This window comes from Flavobacterium oreochromis (genome assembly GCF_019565455.1).
In the GTDB taxonomy this organism is placed as follows: Bacteria; Bacteroidota; Bacteroidia; order Flavobacteriales; family Flavobacteriaceae; genus Flavobacterium; species Flavobacterium oreochromis.
The window spans coordinates 968304-983608 of the sequence record NZ_CP067377.1 but is presented as its reverse complement, the minus strand read 5'-3'; the positions used below and the strand labels follow the sequence as shown (position 1 = coordinate 983608).

The following is a 15305-nucleotide window of genomic DNA, read 5'->3' as shown; positions in this document are numbered from 1 at the left end:
GTATAAAAAGAAAGAATCATTACTTCACCTCAAGGGGCAGAAATAAGAGTTAACGGAAAAACAGTTCTTAACTTTTGTGCTAATAATTATTTAGGATTATCATCACATCCTGAAGTAGTACAAGCAGCTAAAGATGCTTTGGATACACATGGGTTTGGTATGTCATCTGTTCGTTTTATCTGTGGAACACAAGATATACATAAAGATTTAGAAGCAGCTATTGCTAAATTTTACGGTACAGAAGATACTATTTTGTACGCAGCTGCTTTTGATGCAAATGGGGGTGTTTTTGAACCATTATTAGGAGAACAAGATTGCATAATTTCAGATAGTCTAAATCACGCTTCTATTATTGATGGAGTACGCTTGTGTAAAGCAGCGCGTTACCGTTATGAAAATAATAATATGGCTGATTTAGAGATACAGCTAAAAAAAGCAAATGAAGCAGGACATCGATTTAAATTAATTGTGACTGATGGTGTTTTTTCAATGGATGGATTAGTGGCCCCATTAGATAAAATATGTGATTTAGCAGAACAGTATGATGCTATGGTTATGGTTGATGAATGTCATGCAGCAGGTTTTATAGGTCAAACGGGTAAAGGAACTCTAGAAGCTAAAGGAGTAATGGGTCGTGTAGATATTATTACAGGTACTTTAGGAAAAGCCTTAGGAGGAGCAATGGGAGGTTATACAACAGCTAAAAAGAAATTATTGAAATTTTACGTCAACGTTCAAGACCATATTTGTTTTCAAATTCATTATCTCCAGCTATTGTAGGAGCTTCTTTAAAAGTTTTTGAATTATTAGAAAAAGATACTTCATTGCGTGATCAATTAGAATCAAACACCCATTATTTTAAAGAAGGAATGAAAAAAGCGGGATTTGATATCATAGATGGAGATTCTGCTATTGTACCAGTTATGTTATATGATGCTAAATTGTCACAAACAATGGCTGATAAATTACTAGAAGAAGGTATTTATGTTATCGGTTTCTTTTATCCAGTCGTACCTAAAGACAAAGCACGTATTAGAGTACAGTTATCAGCTGCACATACTAAAGAACACTTAGATAAGGCAATAGAAGCCTTTGTTAAAATAGGTAAAGAATTAAAAATAATAATGTAGAAAAATTACTAAAGAATGTATTTTTTTCGAAATAGATTTTGTAATTAGGTACCTATCTATTACATTTGCTGACAATAACGTATTGTAATCAAATAAAAATTTAGTATGAAACATGTTAACAAACTTTTTGTTTCTATGATGATGATTGCTGGTCTAGGTGCTAATGCACAGAGCAGTGATAATCCATGGGCAATATCATTCGGTGCGAATTCTGTAGACACTAGAACGAGTGCCGGACCAGAGGGTGCTTTCGATTCTAAGGAAGGTTTCTTAGATAAATTTGCTGGTTTTAGACATTTTGACAGAGACCAAAATATTATTCCATCTGTTTCTTATTTATCTGTTACTAGAAACGTAGGTGGAAACTGGTCGTTTGGAGTAATCGGATCTGTTAACAAAATCACGAAATATGCTTATGTTGATAGAAACCAAGCTATACAAGTTGCTAATCCAGATGTAATGTACTATGGAATTGATGGTAAAATTGGTTATAGCTTCAAAAACCTAATTGGAGTAAAATGGTTTGACCCATCTTTACACTTAGGTGGAGGATACACTTTCTTCGGAAAATCATCTGGAGGAAATGCAAATGCTGGAGCAGGATTAACTTTCTGGTTAACAGAACAAGTAGGTCTTTCTTTAAGCACTACGTACAAAAAATCTTTTGCTGATAGAGATAATGTTCCTTCAGTATTCCAAAACATGGCAGGTTTAACTTTCCAATTTGGAGGTAAAGATACTGATAATGACGGTATTTATGATAAATATGATGCTTGTCCAGATGTAGCTGGTTTAAAAGAATTTAATGGTTGTCCTGATACAGATAAAGACGGTATCCAAGATAAAGAAGATGCTTGTCCAGATGTAGCTGGTCCAAAAGAATTAAACGGTTGTCCAGATGCTGATGGAGATGGTATCGCTGATAAAGATGATGCTTGTCCAGAAGTTAAAGGTTTAGCTAACTTACAAGGTTGTCCAGATGCTGATGGTGACGGTGTAGCTGATAACAAAGATAAATGTCCTAATCAAGCAGGTCCTAGAGACAATGCAGGTTGTCCTTGGCCAGATACTGACGGTGACTCAGTTTTAGATAAAGATGACAAATGTCCTTCAGTTAAAGGTACTGTAGCTAATAACGGTTGTCCTGAAGTAAGTGAAGAAGTTGTTAAAAAATTAAACGACTATGCTAAAACTATCTTATTCGATACAGGTAAAGCTAGTTTCCAACAACAAACTTACCCAGTTTTAGAAGCTATGTCAGCTATCTTAAACGAGTACCCTAGTTCTAAATTCTCTATCGAAGGTCATACTGATAACGTAGGTAAAAAAGATAAAAACTTACAGTTATCTAAAGAAAGAGCTGCAGCTGTTAAAGCTTATTTAGAGTCTAAAGGTATTGCTGCTGATCGTTTAACTTCAGAAGGTTTTGGTGATACTAAACCAGTAGCTCCTAACACTACTAAAGCTAACAAAGCTTTAAACAGAAGAGTTGAAGTGAAATTAGTAAAATAATTTCTTTATAATATTCTTTAAAAACGCCTCAATTTTCGAGGCGTTTTTTTATTTTTAGCGCATGATTACTTTTCTTGATAAACTGACTCTTTTTCTATTTAATAATCATCCTAAAGATTTAGAAAATATTGTAATAGTGCTACCTAATAAAAGAGCAAGAGTTTTTTTATTAGATAAAATTAAACAACATTTTTCTCAATACGCTTTTGCACCTACTATTATTAGTATTGAAGAATTTATACAAGATTTAGCAGGAATTCGCCCTTTAGATAATATTGAATTATTATTTACTTTTTATGACGTTTATCTTGAAATAACCCCAATAGACGAGCAACAAGATTTTGAACAATTTTCTAATTGGGCTAAAATTCTTTTACAAGACTTTAATGAAATTGATCGTTATCTGATTAAACCTAACTATGTCTTTTCCTATTTAAAAGAAATTGAAGTACTTAAACGTTGGAATTTAGAACCTAACCAAAAAACAGAATTAATTCATAAGCAAATTTTGTTTTGGGAAAAAGTGCCTGATTATTATCAAATGTATTATCAAACCCTACTTTCAAAAGGAGTAGGATATCAAGGTTTGATCTATAAAGAAGCAGTTCAGAATTTAGAATTTTTTGCTCAACAATTAAAAGCCCAAAAATTAATTTTTGCTGGTTTCAATGCGCTCAACCAAGCAGAAGAAAAAATAATTCAACATTTAGTTGCTATTGATAAAGCAGAAATTCTTTGGGATATAGATCGTGTTTTCTTAAATGATCCACATCATGATGCAGGTCTCTTTATTCGTAGATTTAAAAGTCAGTGGGGGTATTATAAGAGTAATCCTTTAGAATGGATAGTAGATGAATTTTCCCAGAAAAAAAATATAGAAATCATCGGTTCATCAAAATCAATAGGACAGTCAAAAATTGTATCTAATATTATTCAGGATATATTAAAGACAGATTCTAATTCACTTAATAAAGTAGCTTTAGTCTTAGGTGATGAAAATTTGTTGGTACCTACTCTGCATTCATTACCCGAAGATGTTTTAAGTTTGAATATTACAATGGGATATTCTGCTCGAAATAATCCAATACAAATTTTATTAAGTAAACTCTTTAAAATGCACACTAATGCTATTAAGAGAAATCCTGTTAGTTATGTGTTTTATTATAAGGATATATTAGATGTGTTATCAAATCCTATTATTGAGAGTTTCGTGAATGCAAAAGATCTGATACAAATAATAAAAAAGAATAATCTTACTTTTATTACGCATGAACGGTTGATTTCATTACATCTTAATCCATCAGATTTGTTTGATTTATTATTTAAGCGATGGGATGAAAAAGCATTGGTTATTGCTCAACGACTAGGAGGTATATTATTGTATATAAAACAATGTCTTTCAGATAAGACACAAGAAGATAAAATTACTAAAACATTCTTGTATGCTATTTATAAAATAATTAATAAGCTCATATCATACTGTGAAAAAAATGATTTTGTAGAATCACCTGTAGCATTATATTCTATTTATAAACAAATAATTGATTTAGCTGAAGTTTCTTTTGAAGGAGAGCCTTTATCAGGTTTGCAAATAATGGGAGTGTTAGAAAGTCGTGTGCTAGATTTTGAAACAGTGATCATTACTTCTATGAATGAAGGCAAGTTTCCTGCTGGTAAATCAACTAATAGTTTTATTCCATATGATGTTAAAAGAGAAATAGGATTGCCTACATTTAAAGAGAAAGATGCTATTTATACATACCATTTTTATCATCTGCTTTTACGTGCTAAAAATATTTTTTTGATTTATAATACTGAAAATGAAGGTTTAGATGGAGGGGAAAAAGTCGATTTATAACACAATTACAAGTTGAAAAGCAACCTCAGCATGAATTGATTTTTAAGACTATGCAACCTGAAATACCTACTATTGCTTATGAACCAATACAGATTGAAAAATCAGAAGCAGTATCACAGCGATTATATGAAATTGCTTCTGTTAAAGGTTTTTCTCCATCTGCCCTAACAGCGTATATACGTAATCCTATACAGTTCTATTTTCAACGTGTTTTGTCAATCAGAGAAAGCGAAGAAGTAGAAGAAAATATAGCGTTAAATACATTAGGAACTATTATACATCAAACTTTAGAAGAATTATATAAACCTTATTTAGATAGGTATTTAACAGAAGATGTAATAGAACAAATGTTAAATTTTGTCGATGATGAGGTCTATAAGCAGTTTAAAGCGGTTTATAAAGATGGGGAAGTTAGGAAAGGAAAAAATTTATTAGCTTATGAAGTAGCTAAACGTAATATTTCTAATTTTCTTAAACAAGAAAAATCAAGTATAAGGGAAGGAGATGCAGTTAAAGTTTTAAAATTAGAAACCACATTATTAGTTGAGCTTCAAGATTCACGATTACCTTATACTGTTAAATTATCAGGTAATGTAGATCGAATAGAGCTACGAAATAATGTTGTAAGGATTATTGATTATAAAACAGGAAAAGTTGAGCCAAATAGCCTTAAAATAACTTCTTGGGACGGTTTGACGACCGATTTAAAAAATGAAAAGATCATTCAGTTACTTTGCTATGCTTTAATGTATCAAAAAGAAATGAATGATTTTCCTATGGAAGTGGGAATCATTTCGTTTAAAAATATGAAAGCTGGATTCATGCCTTTTGGATTTAAAGTAGATAAAGAACTGACTACACAAATCACAACAGAAATTCTTGAAAACTTTAAATCGGAGCTAATTCAATTGATTTTAGAAATTTTAAATACTGAAATAGACTTTATTGAAGTGGTTTAACATTTTTTAAAAAAAATCTATTAGAATTGTTTCTAAAATTTCTTTGTTTTCTATGTGACTCATATGACCGTCGGGTAGTGTAATTAATTCAGTTGCTGTTCCTTCAATTTGTTTGATCGTATCTTCATAATTCAAAATGCCATCTTTTTTTCCTAAAACAAGAAGTGTAGGATAAGATGCTGTTTGTAAAACCTTGACAAGATCTTTTCTTATCTTCATACCTTCTTGGCAAGCTATATAACCTTGTAAAGGCGTTTTGAGTGCTTCAGATTTTACTTGGTTGATTTCCTCTATAAGTTGGTCTCGATTATCTATACTAAATAAATTAGCTACTGAAATTTGTACCAATGAATTGTATTCTCTTTGTGCCATTTTGATGGCTCTATTACGGTTTAATTTCCGTTCATGGTCATCTGAATAAGCAGTAGAATTAAGTAAAACTAAGCCACTCATCATTTTAGGGTACTTTTCAGCAAATGCTAATGAAACATATCCCCCCATAGAATGACCTACAAAAACTCCTTTTTGTATATTTAAATTTGATAGTACCGCAAAAACAGCTTCTGCCATATTTTCCATAGTATGGATATAGCCAATACATTCCGTTTGTCCGTGACCTAGTAAGTCAATGCAAATTACTTGATATTTATTAGATAAAATATCTTTGTAGGAATTCCACATTGTTGAATTTTCTAAAAATCCGTGAAGTAAAATTATAGGCAAACCATCTCCATTAGAGGAGTAAGCAATTTGGGTGTTTTTATGGGTAATGAAATTCATATTGCAAAAGTAGCAAAGTACGGCTTATATTTATATCTACTCTGTTGAAAGAGCATAAATAGCAAAAGAGGCTAACCAATGCTCACCACCATATCCTCCTTCAAAAATTACTTTTAAAGATTTATCAATGAATTGATTAGCAGTCGTATTAAATCTTGATTTTAGTTGATTGTTATTAGATAATTTATGGGCAATTTTTTTCATATTCCATGCACGACTAAAAGATAAACCATCAAGGTGTACTATTTGATAATCATTTCTATCACTAACTGTTGGAGTTTGGCAAAGTCTTTCAATGCCTTCTTTTGTTAAATATTTCTTTAACCAAGTTTCATATTCTTTTACAGGAAGTATTCTCGTCATTAGGTCGGCAGCTTGTAGACTTGGTGAGAAAAAATCAGAACCATCAGGTTCCAAATAAGATGGAATTTTAATATTGTTTAAATAAAAATCATTACTCTTTTTATAATTAAATGTAAGAATTCATCTTCTTTGTTGTGATTTGCCCAGTCATAAGCAAAACATAATCCAAAAGCAGTGTTAGGATGAACACCTGTTCGATTAGGGTAAGTTTGTTTTGGTAAGTATTCTTTCCAAAGAGCTACTACTTTCTGAGTAAGAGGTTGCAATTCTTGATGCCATTTTTTTCCTAAATCATTATTCCAAGTACTTAGTTCTAAATCTAATTTTAAGAGCCAAGCCCAACCATACGTTCGTTCAAAGCTTTTGGAAGCAGTGTATTTTCCAAAATATTCTGATTCAATTTGAATTTTATCTTTTTGAAATGAGTTGTTTAATACTTTAATGATTTCTTCTTTGTTCTCAATTGCAGGGAAATCTTTTAAAAGTTTAATTAACATCCAATGTCCGTGTACACTACTGTGCCAGTCTAAACATCCATAAAAAGAAGGATGTAATTGTTTGGGTAATAAAACAGCATCTTTTTCAGAATCAGAAAGGTGATTAGTCTTATTTGGAAATTCAGTATTAATACAATGTAAGGGCATTTTGCTTAGTTTTAAAGCTAAATCTGATGTTAGTTTTTCTTGTGTATGAATAGAAAAATTAATTAAGTATAGAAATAAGATGCTTATTTTTTTCATTTTCTTGTTTAATCATTATTTAGTAAAGGTATAAAAGAGGCTGTCCTAAAAGTCAGTATGTTCATTTCGATCATAGGGAGAAATAACATGATGTTAGTTATGAGACTCCTCTCTGCTAGGAATGATAAACGATACGTTGATTTTTTACTTTTAGAACACTCTCTTTTAGCTTTTTCTATTTGGTTGTCTTTAAAAATTAAGCGTTCATCAAACTCTCAATTTCATCAACTTCAATAGGAATGTTTTTCATTAAATTAAAAGGTTCACCTGATGGTTGGATAATGACATCATCTTCTAATCGAATGCCAAAACCTTCTGCTGGGATATAAATACCTGGTTCAACTGTAAATACCATATTTGCTTGCATAGGTTCGTGTAACAAACCATAATCATGTGTGTCTAAGCCCATATGGTGTGAAGTTCCATGCATAAAATACTTTTTATAGGCAGGCCAATCTGGGTTTTCATTTTGTACGTCTGCTTTATCTAATAATCCTAGACCTAATAGTTCTGAAGTCATTATTTTGCCAACTTCTATGTGATATTCTTTCCATAAAGCACCTGGTACTAATAATTTAGTTGCCTCATTTTTTTACTTTTAAAACAGCATTGTATACTGCTTTTTGTCTTTCAGTGAAACGACCATTTACAGGAATTGTACGAGATAAGTCTGAAGAATAATTAGCGTATTCTGCCCCTACATCTAGTAATAATAAATCACCATCTTTACAAACTTGATTGTTTTCTATGTAGTGTAATACATTTGCATTAGCTCCTGAAGCAATAATTGGTGTATAAGCAAAACCTTTAGAACGGTTTCGTAAAAATTCGTGAGCAAATTCTGCTTCAATTTCATATTCAGTTACACCAGGTTTCACAAATCCTAATATACGACGAAATCCTTTTTCAGTAATGTTACAAGCAGTTTGAATTAATTCTAATTCAATAGAGTCTTTAAGAGAACGTAGTCTTTGTAAAATAGGATTTGATTTTTCAACTTTATGTGCTGGATATTCATTTTTCCACCATTTAATAAAACGATCTTCACGTGTTTCAGTTTCAACACTTGCGCGATAATGTTCGTTTGTATTGATATACATCGTATCAGCATACATCATAACCTCTTTTAGGATTTTATGAAAATCTTGTAACCAGTACACTGATTTAATTCCTGAAATTTCAAAAGCACGCTCTTTAGTTAGTTTTTCCCCTTCCCAAATAGCAATATGCTCATTAGTTTCTCTTAAAAATAAAATTTCTTTTAAGTGTTCATAAGGTGCATTAGGGAATAATAATAAGATGCTTTCTTCTTGATCTACACCTGATAAGAAAAGGATGTCGCGATGTTGTGCAAAAGGTAAAGTACTATCAGCGCTTACAGGATAAATGTCATTTGAATTAAAAACAGCTACTCCATTTGACTTCATTTGAGCCATAAAGTTTTTACGATTCTTGATGTATAAATCTCGGTTTATTGGTAAGTATTTCATTTGAATATTTTTTAGATACCCAAAAGTACTTAAACCATTTTTATTTATACGTAGCCAAATGGCGCTAATTTGTAATTCATTTATTACTTATTGAACAATACTTTTTCTAATTCTACTCATATGTCTATTTGAAATTCCTAAAAAAGAAGCTAGATAGTGCAAGGGAACCTCATTAAGTAACTTAGGTTCATTTTCTAAAAGTTTTTTATATCGTTCTTCAGGGGTTAATGCTAATAAATCAATTCTATAATCATCAATCAAACAACTTTGTCTTTCAATTAGATCATAATAAAATTGATTAAAATCAGGATTTTCATTTTTGAGTTTAATAAAGTCCTCTAAGGATATAATTAATAGTTCCGTATTTACTAGAGCCTTAATATGTTTTCGAGAACCAGTTTGTGTTAAAAAACTTTTTAATGAAGCAGTAAAAGTATTTTTTAAAGATAAATAAGTTGTTTTTTCTTCATGATCTATTTCTATTGCATGCTGTAAAATGCCTGAAGTAATAAAACAAAAATATTTACATACCTCATTTTGTTTTACAAAAAAGGCGTTCTTTTTAAAAACAATGGTCTAAAATGGTTTTCAAATTGTTTAATAACATCTGAAAAATCAATATCGTTCGTGCTAAGTAGCTTATTAGTTTTAACCATACACCGCAAAAAAGTTAAACTTATTGAAGTTGTAAATTTATAAAGGTTTATTGTATTATTTTTATCAAAATCTTAAATCCATTAAGTAAATGAAATGTTATACTCCTTTATTTTTGTTTTTTTCTGTCTTTTTTTCTGCCCAAACGAATAGTACTGAAGTTCAAAAATCATTGTTAGATAAGCAAGTATTAGAAAATACATCTTGGTTTAAATCATTAATTTTTCAAAATATTGGACCTACCATTATGGGTGGTCGTGTTGTAGATCTTGCCGTTAATCCGCAAAATCCAATGGAGTTTTATGTAGCATATGCTTCTGGAGGACTTTGGTATACAAACAATAATGGGAATTCTTTTGAGCCTATTTCAGATTCAGCACCAACTCAAAATTGTGGATCAGTAGCTGTTGATTGGAATTCAGGAACTATTTGGTTAGGTACAGGTGAAGCAAACTCCTCGCGCTCTTCGTATGCAGGTGTAGGTCTATTAAAATCTATAGATAAAGGAAAAACTTGGCAAAAGGTAGGTTTGTATGATTCACATCATATTAGTAAAATTATTATTAATCCAGATAATTCAAACGAAATTGTAGTAGGAGTTATTGGACATTTATATACTAAAAATCCAGAAAGAGGGGTTTTTAAGACAATAGATGGTGGAAAGACCTGGAAACATGCGCTATTTGTTAATGAAGAATCAGGTGTGATTGATTTAGTTTTTTCGCCAAATAATTTTTCTGTTCAATATGCTTCTGTTTGGCAACGTGATAGGAAAGGATGGAATTTTACAGGGAATGGTATGGCTTCTGGAATTTATAAAAGCATAGATGGAGGTACTACTTGGAATTCTGTAACTAATGGAGATAATGGTTTTCCTCATAATGAAGGAATAGGACGTATTGGGTTAGCTTCTTATGACGAAAAGATTATATATGCTATTTTAGATAATCAAAATAAAAGGACTAGTGTTCCTGAAGAAAAATCTAAAGATACTAATAGAATTTTCTCAGAGACGCATATTATTGGTCCAGAAATTTATAAAACAGAGGACGGAGGAAAGTCGTGGAAGAAAACACATCAAAAAAATATTGATGATCTGTTTTATACCTATGGTTATTATTTTGCTAATATCGCAGTAGATAAAAAAAATTCGAATAAAATTATTATAGGAGGAGTTCCATTAGTAATGTCAGAAGATGGAGGAAATACATTTAAAACAATTCAAGGAAATAATGTTCATGCAGATCATCATATAGTTTGGATTAACCCTAATAATTCAAATCATATTATTAATGGAAATGATGGAGGTGTTAATATTTCGTATGATGCGGGAAAAAATGGTTTAAGTGTAACAATCAAGCAGTAGGTCAATTTTATGCCGTAAATGTAGATGATCAAGAACCTTATAATATTTATGGAGGGTTGCAAGATAATGGTGTTTGGATAGGACCAAATAATTACAAGTATTCTGAGGAATGGCAACAAGATGGTAGATACCCTTATCAATTTTTAGTTGGTGGTGATGGTATGCAAGTTCAGATTGATAATAGAGATCCTAATGTAATTATTACAGGTTCGCAATTTGGGTACTATCAAAAAATGGATAGAGCTAAAAATAAATCAATAAATATTACACCTAAACCTGCCAAAGAAGAAAAACCTTATCGTTTTAATTGGCAAACCCCTATTTTATTGTCTTTTCATAATCAAGATATTTTGTACATGGGGTCTAATTTTTTACATCGATCAATGAATCAAGGTGAAACATGGCAAATAATCTCACCTGATTTAACTAAAGGTATTAGGGAAGGAAATATAGTTTTTGGAACTATAACCACATTATCGGAAAGTAAATTACAATTTGGATTACTTTATACGGGTAGTGATGATGGTTTGATACATATTTCAAAAGATGGAGGAGTTACTTGGAATAAAATATCAGATACCTTACCTCAAGATTTTTGGATAACAAGAGTAGTCGCTTCAGTTCATAAAAAAGAAAGAGTATATGCTGCTTTAAATGGATATAGAAACGATATATTTACTACAATGCTTTATGTTTCGGAAGATTATGGAAAGACCTGGAAATCAATTGCTTCAAATATGCCTAATAGCCCAGTAAATGTAATATTAGAAGATCATAATAATGAAGGTATTTTATATGTAGGTACTGACAACGGCTTGTATGTAACTTTAGATAGAGGCTTAAGTTGGCAAGATTTTATGTCAGGTATTCCTAAAGTTGCAGTACATGATTTAGTTCTACAAAAAAAAGTAAATGATTTAATTGTAGCTACACATGGTCGTTCTCTTTACAAAGTAAATGTTGAAAAATTGCAGAAAATCAATCCTGAAATAATAAAAAAAAATACCTTACTCTATGAATTAACACCGCTTAAACAAAATGAATATTGGGGAAGTACTCGAAGTATATGGACAGAGCCACTCGAACCTAAAATAGAATTCTGGTTTTATTCAAATAAAAATAGAAAAGTAAAATTGAAATTGCAGAATAGTATTGATCAAGTTGTTTTTAATCAAGAATTTGAAGCAATAAAAGGATTAAATAAATTAGATTATAATCTTGAATTATCATCTTCTGTAGTTGAAAAATGGAAGGAAAAAGATTCAAAAATTAAAATTGAAAAAGCTAAAAATAATAAGTTTTATTTACCTGTATCTAAATACAAATTAATGTTAGAATCAGAGGAAGGAAAAGAGGAAACAATTTTTGAAATAATTAGTTCGAAATAGTTTAATGTCTTGAATGGATTATTTTAGTTTTTTTCTTTCTTTTTAAGAACTTCCTTTTTATATTCATTATAAATAACATTTACTGGGTTGTATTTACCCCTAAATTCCTTTATTTTTGCTTGATTTTTTATAAAACTATACAATCAATCTAATACTATGGCAAAATCTGCACTTTTAAAGTCATCTATTGCAAAAAAATACTGGATGGCTCTTACAGGTTTATTTTTATGCTTGTTTTTGGCTGGTCATTTAGCGGGTAACTTACAGTTAATCTTTGGTGATGCGTTACAGTTTAATCAGTACGCATTATTTATGACTACCAATCCAGCAGTAAAAATACTTTCTTACTTAACTTATTTTTCAATCTTATTCCATGCTGTGGATGGGATTATGTTAACAATTCAAAACAAAAAGCACGTCCTGTAGCTTACGCTATGAGCAGTCCACAAAACAGTAGCTCATTAGCTTCAAGAAACATGGCCGTTCTAGGGACTTTAATTTTAGTTTTTATTGTAACACACATGGTGAATTTTTGGGCAAAAATGCATTTTTCTCAGATGCCATTGCAAACCATTACTGTTGAACAAATGGGTCAAAAAGCGGATTATATTATTGGAACACAACCAGGTCAGTTTTATCCAGCAGACAAAATGTTGTTAGAACAACAAGGAATGGAAATTAAAAATGGTAAAGATATTTACAATAAAATTGCAAATATTAAAGTAGGTGAAGGATATAAAGATTTACATAAAATTACTATTGAATTCTTTAAAAATCCAAGTTTTGGTTTAGTAGCTACTATTTTGTACGTGCTAGCTATGGGAGTGTTAGCTTTTCATCTATTACACGGATTCCAAAGCGCTTTTCAATCATTAGGAATTAATAATGGTTTTACACCAGCTATCAAAACATTCGGGAAATTATTCGCAATTATAGTTCCTTTATTGTTCGCAATTATTCCACTTTATATTCACTTTGTTAAATAATCAACTTACTATATAGATATGAAGTTAGATTCTAAAATACCTGAAGGTCACATTTCACAGAAATGGACTAATCACAAAAATAACTTAAAATTAGTTGCTCCTAATAACCGTCCAAAAATTGATGTAATCGTTGTTGGTACAGGTTTAGCAGGTGCTTCAGCTGCTGCTTCATTAGGAGAAATGGGATATAATGTAAAAGCATTTTGTTTCCAAGATTCACCACGTCGTGCGCACTCAATTGCAGCACAAGGAGGGGTGAATGCGGCTAAGAACTATCAAAATGACGGTGACTCAGTTTATCGTTTATTTTATGATACAATCAAAGGGGGTGACTACCGTGCTCGTGAGGCTAACGTACACCGTTTAGCAGAGGTTTCAGGTAACATCATCGACCAATGTGTGGCGCAAGGAGTTCCTTTTGCTCGCGAATACGGAGGTATGTTAGACAACCGTTCGTTTGGTGGTACGCAAGTACAACGTACGTTCTATGCGGCGGGTCAAACAGGACAACAATTATTATTAGGTGCTTATTCTGCCTTATCTCGTCAAATTGGTTTAGGACGTGTAAAAATGTACAACCGTCACGAGATGTTAGAATTAGTAAAAGTAGATGGTAAAGCTCGTGGTATCATTGCTCGTAATTTAATTACTGGAGAAATTGAAAGACATTCGGCACACGCTGTAATTATAGCTTCGGGTGGATATGGTAACGTATATTTCTTATCAACAAATGCAATGGGAAGTAACGTAACAGCTGCTTGGAAAATTCATAAACAAGGAGCACATTTTGCAAACCCTTGTTATGTACAAATTCACCCTACTTGTATTCCTGTTCACGGAACTAATCAATCTAAGTTAACGTTAATGTCAGAATCATTACGTAACTCAGGTCGTATTTGGGTGCCTAAAAAGATAGAAGATGCAGTAGCAATTCGTGAAGGTAAATTAAAACCAGTTCAAATTGCTGAAGAAGATAGAGATTATTTCTTAGAAAGAAGATACCCAGCTTTTGGTAACTTAGTACCTCGTGACGTAGCTTCTCGTGCGGCTAAAGAGCGTTGTGATGCTGGTTTTGGTATCGAAGCTAATGATACTAACGAAGGTGTTTACTTAGATTTCGCTTCTGAAGTAATTGCTAAAGGGAAACAAGCAGCTTATGCTAAAGGAAATCACAATCCTTCGCAAGAAGAAATTGTTACTTTAGGTAAAGCTTGGTTAGAAGAAAAATATGGTAACTTATTTACCATGTACCAAAAAATTACGGATGAGAATCCATATGAAACGCCAATGAAAATTTACCCCGCGGTTCACTATACAATGGGTGGCGTATGGGTTGATTATAACTTACAATCAACTATTCCAGGGTGTTTCGTTGCAGGTGAAGCTAACTTCTCTGATCACGGTGCAAACCGTCTAGGAGCTTCTGCTTTAATGCAAGGTTTAGCCGATGGATATTTCGTATTACCTTATACGGTTTCTAACTATTTAGCAGATGAAATCCGTACGGGTAAAATTTCGACAGATTCTCCTGAATTCGTTCAAGCTGAGAAAAATGTTAGAGATCAAATTAATGCTTTCTTAACTAATAATGGTTCTAAATCAGTGGATCATTTCCACAAACGTTTAGGAAACATTATGTGGAACAAAGTAGGTATGGGACGTAATGAAAAAGGATTGACAGAAGCTATCGCTGAAATTGATGCTTTACGTAAAGAGTTCTATGCTGATGTGTATGTTCCAGGTGCTGCTGATGAAATGAATACGGAATTAGAAAAAGCATTACGTGTAGCTGACTTTATGGAGTTAGGACAGTTAATGGCTATGGATGCTTTACAACGTAAGGAGTCTTGTGGAGGTCACTTCCGTGAAGAATATCAAGATGCAGAAGGTGAAACGTTACGTGATGACGAAAACTTCTCATTCGTAGGAGCTTGGGAATATCAAGGTGAAGACATCAACAAATCGGTATTACATAAAGAAGAGTTGAAATACGAATATATTAAGATTGCAGCTCGTAATTACAAGTAGTAAATAGTAAGTAGTGATAAGTAAAAAGTATTTGTGAATATGCGAATCACT

8 protein-coding genes and 4 pseudogenes are annotated in these 15305 nt (G+C 31.7%); 8 read left to right on the top strand and 4 right to left on the bottom strand.

All coding sequences use genetic code 11. The features are described 5' to 3' along the window. Positions 1–15: 15 nt before the first annotated feature. The 4 genes and pseudogenes from kbl (at position 16) to JJC03_RS18650 (ending at position 5459) form a co-directional block, all read left to right on the top strand. Positions 16–1130, top strand: a pseudogene (gene kbl / locus JJC03_RS04930) (glycine C-acetyltransferase). 105 nt (positions 1131–1235) lie between these two features. Continuing rightward, positions 1236–2642 (top strand): OmpA family protein, encoded by a 1407-nt coding sequence (locus JJC03_RS04925; RefSeq protein WP_088397450.1) that lies wholly within the window; start codon positions 1236–1238, stop codon positions 2640–2642. Positions 2643–2703: 61 nt separating this feature from the next. Continuing rightward, complete coding sequence (locus JJC03_RS04920; RefSeq protein ID WP_309597747.1) at positions 2704–4500, top strand: hypothetical protein; 1797 nt, start codon at positions 2704–2706, stop codon at positions 4498–4500. Positions 4501–4550: 50 nt separating this feature from the next. Beyond that, positions 4551–5459 (top strand): RecB family exonuclease, encoded by a 909-nt coding sequence (locus JJC03_RS18650; protein WP_309597746.1) that lies wholly within the window; start codon positions 4551–4553, stop codon positions 5457–5459. Between the two features lie 6 nt (positions 5460–5465). On the opposite strand, the gene JJC03_RS04915 is transcribed toward JJC03_RS18650, so the two are convergent. The 4 genes and pseudogenes from JJC03_RS04915 to JJC03_RS19470 form a co-directional block, all read right to left on the bottom strand. Then, positions 5466–6239, bottom strand: coding sequence for an alpha/beta fold hydrolase (locus tag JJC03_RS04915; protein ID WP_235874120.1), 774 nt, complete (start codon positions 6237–6239; stop codon positions 5466–5468). 36 nt (positions 6240–6275) lie between these two features. Beyond that, positions 6276–7246: pseudogene (locus tag JJC03_RS04910) on the bottom strand (DUF2891 domain-containing protein). A 292-nt stretch (positions 7247–7538) separates the two neighbouring features. Then, positions 7539–8832: pseudogene (locus tag JJC03_RS04905) on the bottom strand (aminopeptidase P family protein). Positions 8833–8919: 87 nt separating this feature from the next. Then, a complete protein-coding gene (locus JJC03_RS19470) occupies positions 8920–9342 on the bottom strand; it encodes a Crp/Fnr family transcriptional regulator (protein WP_508623374.1) in 423 nt (140 codons plus the stop codon). Positions 9343–9577: 235 nt separating this feature from the next. On the opposite strand from JJC03_RS19470, the gene JJC03_RS17400 reads away from it, so the two are divergent. The 4 genes and pseudogenes from JJC03_RS17400 (at position 9578) to JJC03_RS04885 (ending at position 15254) form a co-directional block, all read left to right on the top strand. Beyond that, a complete protein-coding gene (locus JJC03_RS17400; RefSeq protein ID WP_258932281.1) occupies positions 9578–10852 on the top strand; it encodes a WD40/YVTN/BNR-like repeat-containing protein in 1275 nt (424 codons plus the stop codon). A 56-nt stretch (positions 10853–10908) separates the two neighbouring features. After that, positions 10909–12240 carry a VPS10 domain-containing protein gene (locus JJC03_RS17395; protein ID WP_258932279.1) on the top strand — a complete coding sequence of 444 codons (1332 nt, stop codon included), beginning with the start codon at positions 10909–10911 and terminating at the stop codon, positions 12238–12240. A 156-nt stretch (positions 12241–12396) separates the two neighbouring features. Beyond that, a pseudogene (locus tag JJC03_RS04890) lies at positions 12397–13226 on the top strand (succinate dehydrogenase cytochrome b subunit). Positions 13227–13244: 18 nt separating this feature from the next. Next, positions 13245–15254, top strand: a complete 2010-nt coding sequence (locus JJC03_RS04885) for a fumarate reductase/succinate dehydrogenase flavoprotein subunit (RefSeq protein ID WP_088397442.1) — start codon at positions 13245–13247, stop codon at positions 15252–15254. Positions 15255–15305 lie beyond the last annotated feature (51 nt).

Excerpts from the sequence above, each read along its gene's own strand:
- JJC03_RS04925 (WP_088397450.1), top strand. The coding sequence starts at position 1,236 with ATGAAACATGTTAACAAACTTTTTGTTTCTATGATGATGATTGCTGGT.
- JJC03_RS04920 (WP_309597747.1), top strand. The coding sequence starts at position 2,704 with ATGATTACTTTTCTTGATAAACTGACTCTTTTTCTATTTAATAATCAT.
- JJC03_RS04885 (WP_088397442.1), top strand. The coding sequence starts at position 13,245 with ATGAAGTTAGATTCTAAAATACCTGAAGGTCACATTTCACAGAAATGG.
- JJC03_RS18650 (WP_309597746.1), top strand. The coding sequence starts at position 4,551 with ATGCAACCTGAAATACCTACTATTGCTTATGAACCAATACAGATTGAA.
- JJC03_RS17400 (WP_258932281.1), top strand. The coding sequence starts at position 9,578 with ATGAAATGTTATACTCCTTTATTTTTGTTTTTTTCTGTCTTTTTTTCT.
- JJC03_RS04915 (WP_235874120.1), bottom strand. The coding sequence starts at position 6,239 with ATGAATTTCATTACCCATAAAAACACCCAAATTGCTTACTCCTCTAAT.